At 42.7% G+C, this 14,370-nt stretch carries 14 protein-coding genes and 1 pseudogene; 4 read left to right on the forward strand and 11 right to left on the reverse strand.

Going from position 1 to position 14,370, the window contains the following annotated elements:
* Positions 1-123 precede the first annotated feature (123 nt).
* A complete protein-coding gene (prli42, locus tag EDD68_RS07355; RefSeq protein WP_132371599.1) occupies positions 124-267 on the forward strand; it encodes a stressosome-associated protein Prli42 in 144 nt (47 codons plus the stop codon).
* A gap of 118 nt (positions 268-385) precedes the next feature.
* On the opposite strand, the gene EDD68_RS07360 is transcribed toward prli42, so the two are convergent.
* The 3 genes and pseudogenes from EDD68_RS07360 to EDD68_RS07370 form a co-directional block, all read right to left on the reverse strand.
* A complete protein-coding gene (locus tag EDD68_RS07360; protein ID WP_132371600.1) occupies positions 386-1,354 on the reverse strand; it encodes an aromatic acid exporter family protein in 969 nt (322 codons plus the stop codon).
* Between the two features lie 120 nt (positions 1,355-1,474).
* A complete protein-coding gene (locus EDD68_RS07365; RefSeq protein ID WP_165902102.1) occupies positions 1,475-1,858 on the reverse strand; it encodes a transposase in 384 nt (127 codons plus the stop codon).
* Between the two features lie 91 nt (positions 1,859-1,949).
* Positions 1,950-2,150, reverse strand: a pseudogene (locus EDD68_RS07370) (IS110 family RNA-guided transposase); the annotation flags it as partial.
* A 638-nt stretch (positions 2,151-2,788) separates the two neighbouring features.
* Here EDD68_RS07370 and EDD68_RS07375 point away from each other — a divergent pair.
* Positions 2,789-3,220, forward strand: a complete 432-nt coding sequence (locus tag EDD68_RS07375) for a BrxA/BrxB family bacilliredoxin (RefSeq protein WP_132371601.1) — start codon at positions 2,789-2,791, stop codon at positions 3,218-3,220.
* Positions 3,221-3,427: 207 nt separating this feature from the next.
* Entirely contained in the window at positions 3,428-3,712 is a 285-nt protein-coding gene (locus tag EDD68_RS07380; protein WP_132371602.1) for a hypothetical protein, read from the forward strand.
* Between the two features lie 104 nt (positions 3,713-3,816).
* On the opposite strand, the gene EDD68_RS07385 is transcribed toward EDD68_RS07380, so the two are convergent.
* The 8 genes from EDD68_RS07385 to EDD68_RS07420 all read right to left on the reverse strand — a co-directional run bounded on the left by EDD68_RS07385 (position 3,817) and on the right by EDD68_RS07420 (position 13,916).
* Positions 3,817-5,112 carry a dihydrolipoamide acetyltransferase family protein gene (locus EDD68_RS07385; RefSeq protein WP_132371603.1) on the reverse strand — a complete coding sequence of 432 codons (1,296 nt, stop codon included), beginning with the start codon at positions 5,110-5,112 and terminating at the stop codon, positions 3,817-3,819.
* Between the two features lie 21 nt (positions 5,113-5,133).
* On the reverse strand, positions 5,134-6,117 hold the full coding sequence (locus EDD68_RS07390; RefSeq protein ID WP_132371604.1) for an alpha-ketoacid dehydrogenase subunit beta: 984 nt from the start codon (positions 6,115-6,117) through the stop codon (positions 5,134-5,136).
* Positions 6,118-6,132: 15 nt separating this feature from the next.
* A complete protein-coding gene (locus EDD68_RS07395; RefSeq protein WP_132371605.1) occupies positions 6,133-7,125 on the reverse strand; it encodes a thiamine pyrophosphate-dependent dehydrogenase E1 component subunit alpha in 993 nt (330 codons plus the stop codon).
* An 18-nt stretch (positions 7,126-7,143) separates the two neighbouring features.
* Positions 7,144-8,565 carry a dihydrolipoyl dehydrogenase gene (gene lpdA, locus EDD68_RS07400; protein ID WP_132371606.1) on the reverse strand — a complete coding sequence of 474 codons (1,422 nt, stop codon included), beginning with the start codon at positions 8,563-8,565 and terminating at the stop codon, positions 7,144-7,146.
* Positions 8,549-9,673, reverse strand: coding sequence for a butyrate kinase (buk, locus tag EDD68_RS07405; protein WP_132371607.1), 1,125 nt, complete (start codon positions 9,671-9,673; stop codon positions 8,549-8,551). The genes lpdA and buk overlap by 17 nt, the downstream gene beginning before the upstream one ends.
* A 30-nt stretch (positions 9,674-9,703) precedes the next feature.
* Positions 9,704-10,798 (reverse strand): branched-chain amino acid dehydrogenase, encoded by a 1,095-nt coding sequence (gene bcd, locus EDD68_RS07410; RefSeq protein ID WP_132371608.1) that lies wholly within the window; start codon positions 10,796-10,798, stop codon positions 9,704-9,706.
* Between the two features lie 22 nt (positions 10,799-10,820).
* Complete coding sequence (gene yqiS / locus EDD68_RS07415; protein ID WP_132371609.1) at positions 10,821-11,720, reverse strand: phosphate butyryltransferase; 900 nt, start codon at positions 11,718-11,720, stop codon at positions 10,821-10,823.
* 123 nt (positions 11,721-11,843) lie between these two features.
* Positions 11,844-13,916: a sigma-54 interaction domain-containing protein gene (locus EDD68_RS07420; RefSeq protein WP_132371610.1), complete on the reverse strand. Its 2,073-nt coding sequence runs from the start codon at positions 13,914-13,916 to the stop codon at positions 11,844-11,846.
* Between the two features lie 162 nt (positions 13,917-14,078).
* On the opposite strand from EDD68_RS07420, the gene EDD68_RS07425 reads away from it, so the two are divergent.
* On the forward strand, positions 14,079-14,318 hold the full coding sequence (locus EDD68_RS07425) for a DUF2627 domain-containing protein (protein WP_132371611.1): 240 nt from the start codon (positions 14,079-14,081) through the stop codon (positions 14,316-14,318).
* Positions 14,319-14,370 lie beyond the last annotated feature (52 nt).

Genomic DNA, 14,370 nt, shown 5'->3' on the forward strand with positions numbered 1-14,370 from the left:
CTCCTTTTTAAACAATCCAGCTTTACATATGTCAATTATAATTGTTCATAACATTCTTAACCTTGTCCAATTTTTTTATATCATATAAAATAACATATAGTATAAATGAAGGAGGAAACGGTTGTGTCTAAGAAAAAGAATAAACCGAATCAGGTTTCATACCCAGGAACCTCGAAAAGACAACGAAGATTAAAATTTGTCATCTACTTGATGATTATATCCATGTTTTTAAGTGCCATTCTTACTGGTGCAGTCATGTTTTTATAAACATTCAGACTTTTGGCATAAAGCCAAAAGTCTTTTTTATACCATCACAAGGGGTATCAATTCCTGATGGATCGTACATGAAGTACAAAAGCTTCTCACTGGGAATGTTGATAACGATTCAGGTGCCCGCCTGGTATGAAATATCGCTTTTTTTAAACGAACGCTTAATGATTAAATATTGTTCAATCTCGTTTAATAGTGTGAGAAGATTGGCTCTTATTTCAAATTCATCCCGGGTTTCAGGAAGCGGCTGCTTTCGAAACTCCTGTTTCATTTCGTTGATTTCCTGCAAAAAAATAACGGCGGTATTCCCCGGATGAACGGACTCGGACAGCTTTTCGAAAAATTCACCCATCCGCTGAGACTGTTCGTTGGCCGTGGAAATCCGGCTGATTAACGGAAGCATCCGCTCTAGAATTTCAAACTGTTTGCCCCTCATTTGAAAATAATGGTAGTAGGGATGATGGCTGCGGAGCAAATGATTTTCCAGATCCCGGGACGCCAGCGATTTTGCTTCCTCCAGAAGGCGGGCAGCTTCGGTAATTTCTTTTCCTGTCCAGCTCAAGTCTCCCGTCTTCAAAAAGTAAGCCACTTCTTTTAAGATTTTCTTGAAATTTGTTTCAAGTTCCTGCTGCTTCTCTTTCAATTGATCCTCCAGGCTTGGCATATACAGATTTAACACCAGGGCCGTCCCAATTCCAACAATTATTAAAATCACCTCATTGAAAACGAGTCCCAGTGTGATGTTATTAGACTCGTATAAATGAAGCAAAATAACGGAACTGGTAACAATCCCTTCTGTGACATTTAATTGAACCGCTGTCGGTATGAACAGCAACAATAACAGACCGACCGCCACAGGATGATACCCGATCGTTTCAAAAAATACCCAGGCAAAACCAATGACAAGCAAACAGGCCGCAACCCGGTGCCAGGCACTGATCAGGGAGCGTTTTCTCGTTGGCTTTATGCATAAGATTGTCAGAATCCCTGCCGACACAAAGTTGGATAGCCCCAGAAGCTGTGCCAGAAAAATCGATATCGGTGTCCCAATGGAAGTTTTAAGGGTACGATAGCCTATTTTCACGCCATAAGTCTCCTTTTTAAAACGAATCCTCTTTTATTGTAATCGAAACTCCGCGAAACATAAACATGTCAGGAATAATTTTTCTCAAAGAGGAGGTGAGCAGGAAAAGATCATGTTTAATTAGAAGAAAAACAAAGAGTCCGGGACATAGCTATCCAAAAATAATTTAAAAATGGTTCCGAACATCGTTTTTTGATGATCGGAACCATTTTTTATGGGATTATTTTGGTTTATGGCGGTATACTTCCTCAAGTTTACCATCATGAATGCGCATCCGAATTCATTTTCGACTTTCTCCTTAACCCTTACGAACATTCTTGTGAAACGCAAATTAGCCTTCAGAGATTCAAAGACTGGTTCTACATCAATCTTGCGTTTTCTCCGTTTCTTGTTCCAAAAGCTTCTGCCTGATGTATTCTGTTTGCTGCTCCCACTTTTGATTATAATAAATTTTTGTTTCTTTCCTTCCTTCGCTTTTGTACAGCACAGCCATGTAAAGTTCAAAAAAATAAGGAAGTGGAGTTTTTTTCATAAAAAGGTACGTCTTGAAAAAGGGTGCACTAAAGAAACTCTGTACTAAATAACAATAAATGAAAGGAGGAATGTATAGTTGATCGGTTATTAGTAGCGAATAAACTAACCGGACTAGTTTTCTTGCGGTTAAGACGAGGGATCTTTTATGCTGGTGCTTGGGCACTTCCTGATACTTTTTCTGATAGTCATCTCGGTATACCGAGTCATGTTTCCGAACGGAATCCGCCGCCTGGATTAGATAATACCTTAAGTATTTATTTCCGGTTCGCATGCGCTTAGTCTTCTCGGATTCATAGTCACCGGATTCGTTTTGATCCATGCCAGCCCGGCGTATTTCGCTAAGGGACAGCGTACAGCCAACTTTTTAACGTTTATATACGCTAAGGAATTATTCTTAAAATTTATTAGGAACGGAATCATAAGGAAAAGCCAATATTCCTTTAATAAAAGAAATAAGTTGCCTTTTAAAAGGAAATTCCTACTTATTGTTAATTTATTGGGTACTCTTTTTCACTCCCATCTGATCATTTTTCGTAACTATAAACTTTTCCATCATTTGGATTCACATACAGTGCAGATATAAAACTTGACATATTACCGTTTTCTTTTTTGAAGGAAAAAAACTTCATGATTACCTCCCAATACAGAATAAATCATTCTACATATTTACTATTCTAAAAATAGAATAGCATAACCCCGAAATAAAGGGAATTAACCATTCCTAAGAGTGGTGAAGAACGTTCATAAATGTGTAATTCTCCAGTAAATACAATTAACGGGTAGGGGCAAATGATCATTTTATTTACGAAAATATCGGATGCCATGAGTTGGGTTGTTGAAAGGGATATTTAAAGTTGCTATCATGAATATAGTGAAAATACCAGTAAAGGAGAAAAATCGATGGATTTTAATATTTATATGCAAGACTTTGTAGAGCAGGCCCGTACAGAAATTCGGGAAGCAGGCTATGAAGAATTAAAAACTCCAGAGGAAGTAGACAGAGCTTTAAAACGCGATGGAACGACCTTAGTCATGGTAAACTCGATCTGCGGTTGTGCTGGCGGTGTAGCTCGGCCTGCAGCAGCCAATGCCATTCATTATGATAAACGCCCGGATCATCTGGTAACCGTATTTGCCGGACAGGACCGGGAGGCGACCGAACGTGCAAGGGAATATTTTGAAGGATATCCGCCATCCTCACCATCTTTTGCTCTTTTGAAGGACGGCAAAATTCTGACGATGGTTGAACGTCATGAAATCGAAGGAAAAGAACCGGTTGAAGTTGTGAATCACCTTCAGCAGCTGTTTGATAAGTATTGTGAGGAAGTATAAATGAACAGGGCTGTCTCATGAGACCATATTGTCTTAGAGACAGGTTGTTTTTGATGTTTTTGAAAGAGACTGGGACAAAATTTCTATGTAAATCATGAGGGGTCTGACCAAATGAACGGTCAAAATATCCAATCGAGATACGCTCATATGATGGATACACCAACTGTAAGCTAGGGACAAAGCGTTTATGGAACTACACCATCGTATATGGCTAATACAGGTAATTCCTTTGGTGTGCATCTTCACCATGAGACAAGAGTTTGTGGAAGTAGAGAGTGTGATGCAAGTAATAATTCTACTCCCATAAATCCGAATATATTTTATTCTGGATTTCAGATAGGCTCTATTGAATTAGTAAGTGCAGAAGAGGCTGATTTAGTACAATCGGAGGAACAAATTGATTTACCTGAAGACGTTTTTTACTCAACAGAGGAAATTTTAGCGATGACTAAAGAAGAACGAGAAAGTAAAGAGATACCTGAGCCTCTATAAAAAATTGTATAAAGATACTAAAACACGCCTGGAGTATTTCTTCTCCAGGCGTTTTTAATCATTAAGCTACTGAAGTGAAAACATCTGTATTCGTTTGTTCATCATCAATAAACAGAAGTATTTTCTTTGGACATGTTTTCTAATATCTCTTTAACCCGTGCCAGGAAGTGGCCGCAGATCAGGCCATCGAGAATGCGATGATCAAGGGACAGGCACAGGTTCACCATATCCCGGGCTGCAAACATGCCATCTTTGATGACCGGACGTTTTACAATGGATTCTACCTGCAGTATTGCTGCCTGTGGATGATTGATGACACCCATAGACTGGACAGATCCAAAAGATCCGGTGTTATTTACGGTGAAGGTACCGCCCTGCATGTCATCCTGTGTCAGTTTTCCAGTACGGACTTTCTGAGCCAGTTCGTTGATTTCTTTGGCAATTCCTTTGATGCTCTTTTCATCCGCATTTTTGATAACCGGTACAAACAGTTCCTCTCCTTTGGCAACGGCAATGGAAAGGTTGATGTCCTTGCGCTGAATGATTTTGTCTCCAGCCCATGTGCTGTTTAATTGCGGATATTCTTTCAACGCCTGTGCAACGGCCTTTACAAAGAACGCGAAATACGTCAGGCTAAAACCTTCTTTTTGTTTAAATTCATTTTTAATAGAATCACGGTATTCAACCAGATTGGTTACATCTACTTCCACCATCATCCAGGCATGCGGAATTTCCTGCTTGGAGCGCACCATGTTCTGGGCAATGGCCTTACGCACTCCAGTCACCGGAATTTCTACATCTCCAGGATAGGACGGTGCTTGAGGAGCCGCTGGCTGAGCTTGCTCTGGTGCTGCCTGCGGTTCTGGCTGTTTCTGCGCATGAGCAGCTGTCTTTTCGGCTCGTGCATCACCAGATTTTGGAATATTTCCAGATTCAATGATTTTCTCAAGGTCCTTTCGGGTAATTCGGCCACCCCGTCCCGTTCCTTCTACCTGGTTCAGATCGATATCATGTTCCTGAGCCAGACGCAGTACTGCCGGTGAATAACGTTTTTTCATCGGTTGATCTTCTGATGTTTCTTTCTTTGTATCTTCTTTCGTTTCAGCTGAACCTTCTTCTTTTCCTTTTTCCTCAGCGTCTACTTCTCCTTCACCAGCGCCTTCTGTTTCAATGTAGCACATCAGTTCACCTACGGAAATGGTTTCACCTTCCTGTGCAACGATTTCTTTAATGACACCAGTAAAGGACGAAGGAACTTCTGCATTCACTTTATCTGTCATAACCTCAGCAATCGGGTCATATTTATTGACCTGGTCTCCCTCTTTTACCAGCCAGGTGCTGATGGTACCTTCTGTTACACTTTCCCCGAGCTGTGGCATATTAATTTTTTCAACTGCCAAGATGTTTCCCTCCTTTAACGATTAGAATTCGGCCAGATCACGCATGGCTTTTTCAACCTTTTCCGGATTGATCATAAAGTATTTTTCCATCGTTGGTGCATATGGCATCGCAGGAACATCCGGACCAGCCAGACGTTTGATCGGAGCATCGAGGTCAAATAAGCAATGCTCTGAAATGATTGCGGATACCTCGCTCATGATGCTTCCTTCTTTGTTATCCTCGGTTACAAGCAATACTTTTCCTGTTTTTTGGGCTGCCTCAATAATTGCCTCTTTGTCGAGAGGATAAACCGTGCGGAGGTCGAGAATATGGGCAGAAATACCTTCCTCTTCAAGCTTTTCAGCAGCCTGAAGGGCAAAGTGAACACCCAGTCCATAAGTGATAACCGTGATGTCAGAACCTTCCCGCTTCACATCTGCTTTTCCGATTGGCAGTACATAGTCATCTTCTGGAACTTCTCCCTTTAATAGACGATAGGCACGTTTATGTTCAAAGAATAATACCGGATCTTCATCACGTATAGCTGCCTTTAAGAGCCCCTTCACATCATAAGGAGTGGAAGGCATCACAATTTTTAAGCCTGGCTGATTGGCAAAAACCGCTTCAACCGACTGGGAATGGTAGAGAGCTCCGTGTACACCGCCTCCATATGGGGCACGAATCGTAATCGGGCAGTTCCAGTCATTATTAGAACGATAGCGGATACGTGCAGCTTCAGAAATAATTTGATTTACTGCAGGCATAATAAAGTCAGCAAACTGAATTTCCGCTACCGGTCTCATGCCATACATCGCCGCACCAATTCCAACACCTGCAATGGCGGATTCAGCTAAAGGTGTGTCAATGACACGGTCTTCGCCGAATTCATCATATAGTCCATCGGTTGCGCGGAAAACGCCACCCCGCTTCCCAACGTCTTCACCTAAAATAAAAACCTTTTCATCACGCTTCATTTCTTCTCTTAAGGCCTGTGTGACCGCCTGTATATATGACATTACTGGCATCGAATCTCCCCCTCCTTATTCTGCATACACGTGTTTTAACGCATCTTCCGGATCTGCATACGGTGCATTTTCCGCATAATCCGTCGCTTCATTAACGAGTTTGTCAATTTCTTTATGAAGCTCTTTTTCTTTTTCTTCTGTCAGGACACCGTTATCCTTTAGATACTGGGCAAAAGTGATAATGGAGTCCTTCTTCTTCGCTTCTTCCACTTCTTCCCGTTCACGATAGGTGCGGTCATCGTCGTCACTGGAGTGTGGTGTTAAACGGTAGGAGACGGTTTCAATCAAGGTCGGTCCTTCTCCTTTTACCGCCCGTTCTCTTGCTTCTTTCACCACTTCATATACCGCCAGGGGATCATTTCCATCTACTGTATATCCCGGCATACCATAGCCGATGGCGCGATCTGACACTTTTTCACAGGCCAGCTGTTTTTTAATCGGTACGGAAATCGCATATTTGTTGTTTTCGACCATGGTAATCACGGGCAATTTGTGAACGCCCGCAAAGTTCAATCCCTCATGGAAGTCTCCCTGGTTGGATGACCCTTCTCCGAGGGTTACAAATGTAACGAAATCTTTCTTTTCCATTTTGGCAGCCAGGGCTACACCTACCGCATGGGGAACCTGTGTGGTAACAGGGGAAGATCCTGTCAGAATGCGGTTTTTCTTCTGACCAAAATGTCCGGGCATCTGGCGTCCCCCTGAGTTCGGATCTTCTTTTTTTGCAAAGCCGGACAACATGAGATCTTTAGCTGTCATCCCAAATGCCAGCACAACTCCCATGTCACGGTAATACGGTGCCACATAATCTTTTTCCCGGTCAAGAGCATAAGCAGCTCCCACCTGGGCAGCTTCCTGACCCTGACAGGAAATCACAAATGGAATTTTTCCTGCCCGGTTTAAAAGCCACATCCGTTCGTCAATCTTTCGGGCCAAAAGCATGGTACGAAACATGTCCAGCACCTGTTCATCGCTTAAACCTAACGCTTCGTGACGTTTTTTCGCCATCAAAAAACCTCCTCCTTATTAACCGTGAATTTGTTTCCCGTCAACCGCCAGTGCTGCCTCGCCAATTGCTTCAGACAGCGTAGGATGCGGGTGAATACTGTGAGCGACTTCCCATGGGGTAGCATCCAGCACTTTTGCCAGACCAGCTTCTGAAATCATATCTGTTACGTGAGGGCCAACCATATGAACCCCAAGTAAATCATCGGTATCTTTGTCCGCGACCATTTTGACAAAGCCGTCAGTTTCCCCAAATACCAGGGCTTTACCAATCGCTTTAAACGAAAACTTGCCGGTTTTGACATTGTACCCCTGTTCCTTTGCCTGTTCCTCGGTGAGACCGACACGGGCCACTTCTGGGTTGGAATAAATACAAGTAGGCACTTCATTCACATCCATTGGATATGTTTTTTCACCAGCCATATGTTCTACTGCAATAATGCCTTCATGGGAGGCGACATGGGCCAGCTGAAGACCGCCGATCACATCTCCAATGGCATAAATGTGGGACTCTTTTGTCTGGTAAAATTCGTTGGTCTGAATGAAACCGTTTTCAACAATAATGTCTGTGTTTTCCAGTCCAATGTTCTCCACATTTGCACTGCGTCCAACAGAAACAAGCATTTTTTCTGCTTTGAAGGTTTCTGTATTTCCTTTGTTCTCCGCCTGAACTTCTACACCATTTTCTTTTTTTAGGGTATCCGGGAGCACTTTAGTGCCTGTAGAAAATTTAATTCCTTTTTTCTTCAGCAGGCGCTGCATTTCCTTTGATACGTCAGGATCTTCTGTCGGTAAGATTCTGTCCATATACTCAATGACTGTAACTTCCACGCCAAAGTCAGCCAGCATGGAAGCCCATTCAATGCCAATAACGCCACCGCCAACGATTAAAATGGATCGGGGAAGCTCTTTCATTTCAAGGGCTTCGTCTGATGTCATGACATGCTCACCGTCAATATCAAGTCCGGGCAGTGTACGAGGTTTTGATCCTGTTGCAATTAATACATTCTTGGGTACGAGCATTTGATTTTCTTCACCGTTGTTCATCTCTACTGAGATCGTTCCAGGCATCGGCGAGAAAATGCTTGGCCCCAGAATTCGTCCAAACCCTTCATAAACATCGATTTTCCCTTTTTTCATCAGACCCTGAACACCTTTGTGCAGGGTGTCAATAATGTTCTGTTTTCGCTCCTGAACCTTCAAAAAATTTACTTTTGGCTGTCCGGTTTCAATGCCATAAGTGTCAGCTTCTCTTGTCTGACGGTAAACCTCCGCACTCCTTAACAAAGCTTTGGACGGGATACAACCTTTGTGAAGGCATGTTCCGCCGAGTTTGCCCTTTTCTACAACCGCTACCTTCATTCCCAGCTGGGAAGCCCGGATCGCAGCTACGTATCCGCCGGTACCTCCCCCAAGAACAACTAAATCATAATCCTGGGCCATGTTCGTCCACTCCTTCCTGATCATCTTGATTGATATATTCCTTTGCCGGTTCTTCATTTCGCAAAACCCTCAGGGTTCCTTCAGCAAGGGCGATTAATTCGTTTTCTCCCGGATATATAAAAACATCTGCAATCCACTTCACCCGCTCGGAAATGAAATGAACAAACTCTTGTCCGTAGGCAAGCCCTCCGGTCAGGACAATGCCGTCCACTTTTCCGTGTAAAACGGTGCTCATAGCCCCGATTTCCTTTGCAACCTGGTAAGCCATAGCTTCATAAACCTGACTGGCTGTTTCGTCACCTTTTTTAATTCTCTCTTCTACTTCTAATGCACTGTTTGTGTTTAAGTAAGCCATCAGGCCGCCATGTCCCACGAGTTTTTTCTTCATATCTTCACGGGAAAATTTTCCGTTAAAGCACATTTCAATCAAATCACCGGCAGGAACTGTACCTGCCCGTTCGGGAGAGAAAGGCCCTTCGCCATCCAGACCATTGTTAACATCGACCACTTTCCCATGCCTATGAGCGCCAACTGTAATTCCCCCGCCCATATGTGCAACAATCAGATTCAGCTGTTCATACGACCGGTTTAATTCCCGTGCGGCTTTTCTCGCCACCGCTTTCTGATTCAGGGCATGGAAAATGCTTTTTCGTGGTATTTCTGGAACACCTGAAATACGGGCGATTTCTTCCATTTCATCAACAACTACAGGGTCTACGATAAAAGCTGGAATATTTAATCCCGTGGCAATTTCATGTGCAAGTATGCCTCCCAGGTTGGAAGCATGTTCGCCGTTAAAGCCAATTTTTAAATCTTCAATCATTTGTTCATTCACATGATAGGTTCCGCCTTCAATAGGCCTGAGCAGCCCGCCTCTGCCACAGACGGCATCAAATTTGGAAATATTGATGCCTTCATAATCCAGAGTTTCCAGAATAACCTGTTTTCGGAAACCGTATTGATCCATTATTCTTCTGTATCGGCTGATATCTTCATGACTGTGGCGAATTGTTTTTTCAAAAATACACTGCTCATTTTCGAAGACTCCAATCTTGGTTGATGTGGACCCTGGATTGATGACCAGAATCCGAAAGTTTCGCTGTTGCAAGCTAAATACCCCCATTATGAGGTAGTCATGTTATTTTCGAGTCAAGATATTATGTTCATTTCTTAAAAATTGACTGCGGGAATTGCGTACGCGATTAATACGTTCTTCTGCCATACGGTCAGCTGCTACATATGTAGGAACCTGATCGCGTCTGGAAATTTCAATAATTTTTTCAATGGCATCATAAATTGTTTCAACCTTTTTCATCGCCCGTTCTCTGTTGTAGCCATAAAGTTCATCTGCAACGTTAATGACACCACCGGCATTAATCACGTAGTCAGGTGCATATACAATGCCTTTTTCATGAATGATGTCACCATGTTTTGATTCTTTAAGCTGATTATTTGCAGAACCAGCAATGACTTTCGCTTTAATTTGCGGAATGGTTTCATCATTGATCGTGGCACCAAGGGCACATGGTGCATAAATGTCACAGTCTACGCTGTAAATTTCATCCGGATCTACTGCTTTTGCACCAAAGTCATCTACTGCGCGCTTGACCGCTTCCTTATTAATATCTGTAACAATTAATCGGGCACCTTCTTCATGAAGGTGGCGGCATAGATGATAAGCTACATTTCCGACACCCTGAACGGCAACCACTTTACCTTCTAGCGAATCGGTACCAAAGGCTTCTTTTGCTGCTGCCTTCATTCCTCGATATACCCCGTAAGCTGTTGCAGGAGAAGGGTTTCCGGAGGATCCGAACTCAGGTGAAATTCCGGTCACATAATCCGTTTCTTGATAAATGATATCCATATCTTCTACAGTGGTTCCTACATCCTCAGCTGTAATATAACGACCATTCAGACTCTGGATGTATCGTCCAAACGCACGAAACATTTCTTCATTTTTATCTTTGCGGGGATCACCGATAATGACCGTCTTTCCACCTCCCAGGTTTAAACCTGCTGCTGCATTTTTATAAGTCATACCCCGGGCCAGGCGAAGGGCGTCAATAATTGCATCTTCTTCTGATGCATACGTCCACATTCTTGTACCGCCCAGCGCAGGTCCAAGCGTCGTGTCATGAATGGCAATGATGGCTTTCAGACCAGATTGTTCATCCTGGCAAAACACCACCTGTTCATAGTCGTATTGTTCGAGATACTTAAATAGTTCCATTTGATCTTCCTCCTCTTTCTTTTTAATTGGATGATAATAAACCTAAAACAATCGAATACAACTTAGTCTCAGCCGCATCGGCCCGAGACGTCAGTACAATCGGGGCACTGGCTCCCTTTAATATGCCGGCTACCTTGCCATTTCCAAAATAAACGAAGGATTTATACAGCGTGTTTCCTACTTCTAGAGATGGCACGACTAAAATGTCAGCATCGCCGGCTACTTCTGAATCAATTCCTTTTCGTTCTTTTGCAATGGTTGAAATGGCATTGTCAAAAGCCAGGGGACCATCAATGATACATCCTTTTAATTGCCCCCGTTTTTGCATCAGCGTTAATGCGGCCGCATCAACCGTAATCTGCATTTTCGGATTGACCGCTTCAATGGCTGTCAGGGGAGCTACTTTTGGCATTTCGATATCAATGCTGTGAGCCACTTCAACGGCATTTTGTACAATCTGAACTTTTTCTTCGAGGTTTGGTTCAATATTCATAGCTGCATCAGTAAGAAAAAGGAATTTGTGATAATTTGGCAGCTCAAAGACGGCCACATGAGAAAATATTTTTCCTGTCCGAAGGCCGTATTGTTTATTCAGAACTTCTTTCAGTAGCAATTTGGTAGAAATATTGCCTTTCATTAAAACATCAGCTTTGCCATCATGAACAAACTGCACGGCCTTCTGGGCAGCTTCTGAAGGATCTGTGTGAATGATGACAATATCGTTTAAAGTTAAATCTAATTGAATGTCCTCTGCTTTTTTTAAAATTTCTTCTTCATCACCAAACAAAATAAATGTCGCGAGACGATGTTCGGTTGCATGCTGTACAGCTCTGAGGGCTTCTTCATCCGTAGCCTGTGCTACTGCGACCTTCTTCCGTCTTTGTTGACTGAGCAGTTGATCGAGCAGATTTTTTAACTCCATTGTTCCCACCTTCGTTGTTTTTCACTCCCGCCTTTTAAATATGCAAATACTGTGCCAAGTTTTTTTATGAAAACGCTTTAATTTTTGTGGAAAAACCCATGCAATTTTTGTCATACACGAAATTTATTGCATGCTATCTTTGTCAATTTTATGTTTGTCCATTTTATAGTATAGATTTCTCACTGAGATATTTAACTGTCTGGCTGTCTCTGTCTTGTTAAAATGATTTTGTTCAAGGGCTGCAAGCAAAATTTTCCGTTCATACCGATCGAGCGCTGCCTGGAGACTTTCACCTTCCCAGGAAAGTTGAGGCTCTACACTGGATGGCTGTTCACCATTGGTCTGAGGTTTCAATTCCGGAATGTGTTTCAACTGGATCGCTTCTTCATGATTGTACATATAAATCATGGCACGTCCGATGATGTTTTCTAGTTCCCGGACATTTCCTGGAAAATGATACTGTTTTAAATAATTTAGAGCATCATCACTGATTCCTTTTACATTTCTTCCGTAATCCTGATTCAATTTCTGGATGAGATGCTCGATGAGAAACGGAAGATCCTCAGGGCGTTCTCTTAAAGGAGGAATATAAATCGGCAATCGATTGAGCCGATAATATAAATCCTCCCGGAACTCTCCTTTCATAATGGCTTTTTCCAGATTCACATTTGTAGCTGCAATAATGCGGACATCAATGGATACCGGTTTGGTTCCTCCAACCCTTACAATCTCATTCTCCTGCAGCACCCTCAGCAGTTTTGCCTGCATATTCAGGGAAAGCTCTCCAATCTCATCCAAAAAAATACTTCCGTGATTGGCTTCTTCAAATAACCCTCGTTTGCCGCCCTGCCTGGCGCCGGAAAAAGCACCTTCCTCATAACCGAACAGTTCACTTTCCAGAATCGATTCAGCAATGGCGGCACAGTTTACCCTGATAAACTTGTTGTATCTTCGGTCGCTTTCGTTGTGTATCGCATGGGCAAACAATTCTTTTCCTGTTCCAGATTCTCCCCTTAACAGAACCGTTGCAGGTGTTCTGGCCCCTACCTTTGCCTGTTCGAGGGCAACGTTCATTTCCGGGGAGGTGGCAATGATATCATCAAAGGTATATTTGGCTTCCAGGTTGCGGATGATTTGTCTCGCCCGCTTTAACTCATTCGTTAAATCACTGATTTCTGACACATCGTGAATAACTCCGACACTACCTTTAAGTTTCCCGTCCACAATGACCGGTGCCACATTGACAATCACTTCTTTTTTTGCCGGACCGACCTTCATTCTCGCCCCTCGTACTGGCCTTCTCGTCTGAAGAACTTTCATATGCATACTTTCCCCTTCAGAGATATCTGCAGTTGCCGGCTTGCCAATCACATCTTTTTCTGAAAGTCCGGTAATCCGGGTATAAGCCGGATTTACCATGAGACCTTTTCCGTTTTCATCAACGACAGATATGGCTTCATCTGACGATTGAATAATGGCTTCCAGCATAGTTTTCACTTCTTTTAAGTCTGTGATTTCCTCAGCGAGATTCACGATCTCAGTGACGTCCTTAAATACTGCAAAGGCACCCATTAAATTTCCGCCGGGTCCAATAATCGGAATTCTTGTTGTAATCACTTTTTTTCCATTTTCTAATACTAATTTTTGGTTCACTTCTTTTCGGCGTATTTTCAAAACATGGGGCAGCCTGGTTGCTGGTATGACATCTTCAACAGGCTTGTTCAGCATATCCTCCTGCTTATACCCGAGAATTTTTTCTGCACTTCGGTTCACAAACGTGATTTTAGCCTGGTTGTCAATTACGATCATTCCGTCATGAATGGCGTTTAAAATCAATTCCCTCGTTTTGGTTTGATTTTTCAATTCAGTCAAGAGGGTTTCTTTCTCATCAAGAAGCTGAGCGGTAATAAATGCAACAGATCCGGGAATGACAACACAATGATCATGACGACATTCCATGATCTCCTGAAGAACACTCTCACTGCCTGTAGCCTCCACTATAATATCTATATGACTTCCCATCATCTTTTTAAAATCTACTCCAGTGGGAATGCCCCATTCTTTCGCTAACCGTATTCCAGGGGCTGTCCTGTCAATATCGACAATTCCTTTCACTTCAAGCATATCTGTCTGGGACAGCAGCTTTAACAGGGCTGTTCCCCCTTTTCCAGCACCTACAATTAATACGTCTCTCATAGGATTCCCCCAATTTGCAAAAAATTGCATACTTTCATCATAAAGAACAGGAGTCATTTTAGCAAGTTTCTCTGTTTTCATTCCGGGGGACCATCTGGTATACTACATTTGAATTTGGTTTTCAAGAGTAAGTTTTTTTATGGAGATTGGAAGGAGATAGAAATGGGGCGTTTGATTGCTTTACTCATCCTGCTGATACCTGGACTCATTGCCACTCTGGGCATCAAGCTAATGCGTGATACATTGTTTGGCATACTGCATCCGATGTATGTTCATCTTGTGATTCAATTTTTGGCCGGACTCCTCTTTTTTATAGCAGGACTCGCTTTTGTAGGCGGATTTATTTTGCACCGGGACCGGAAACGAAATTTAACGAAAGGGCGCTTTAAAAAGAAAGCCTGAATCATCTAGGAACAATCATATGAACAAGTGGCCGAGAAAAAAAATGAACGAT

It is taken from the genome of Melghiribacillus thermohalophilus, assembly GCF_004342905.1.
Lineage (GTDB): Bacteria > Bacillota > Bacilli > Bacillales > Alkalibacillaceae > Melghiribacillus > Melghiribacillus thermohalophilus.

What these genes read in the sequence shown, in the direction of transcription:
- yqiS (WP_132371609.1), bottom strand. Translation starts at nt 11,720, where the DNA reads ATGGAGTTAAAAAATCTGCTCGATCAACTGCTCAGTCAACAAAGACGG.
- bcd (WP_132371608.1), bottom strand. Translation starts at nt 10,798, where the DNA reads ATGGAACTATTTAAGTATCTCGAACAATACGACTATGAACAGGTGGTG.
- EDD68_RS07375 (WP_132371601.1), top strand. Translation starts at nt 2,789, where the DNA reads ATGGATTTTAATATTTATATGCAAGACTTTGTAGAGCAGGCCCGTACA.
- EDD68_RS07380 (WP_132371602.1), top strand. Translation starts at nt 3,428, where the DNA reads ATGGCTAATACAGGTAATTCCTTTGGTGTGCATCTTCACCATGAGACA.
- EDD68_RS07395 (WP_132371605.1), bottom strand. Translation starts at nt 7,125, where the DNA reads ATGGCGAAAAAACGTCACGAAGCGTTAGGTTTAAGCGATGAACAGGTG.
- lpdA (WP_132371606.1), bottom strand. Translation starts at nt 8,565, where the DNA reads ATGGCCCAGGATTATGATTTAGTTGTTCTTGGGGGAGGTACCGGCGGA.
- EDD68_RS07390 (WP_132371604.1), bottom strand. Translation starts at nt 6,117, where the DNA reads ATGCCAGTAATGTCATATATACAGGCGGTCACACAGGCCTTAAGAGAA.
- EDD68_RS07420 (WP_132371610.1), bottom strand. Translation starts at nt 13,916, where the DNA reads ATGAGAGACGTATTAATTGTAGGTGCTGGAAAAGGGGGAACAGCCCTG.
- EDD68_RS07425 (WP_132371611.1), top strand. Translation starts at nt 14,079, where the DNA reads ATGGGGCGTTTGATTGCTTTACTCATCCTGCTGATACCTGGACTCATT.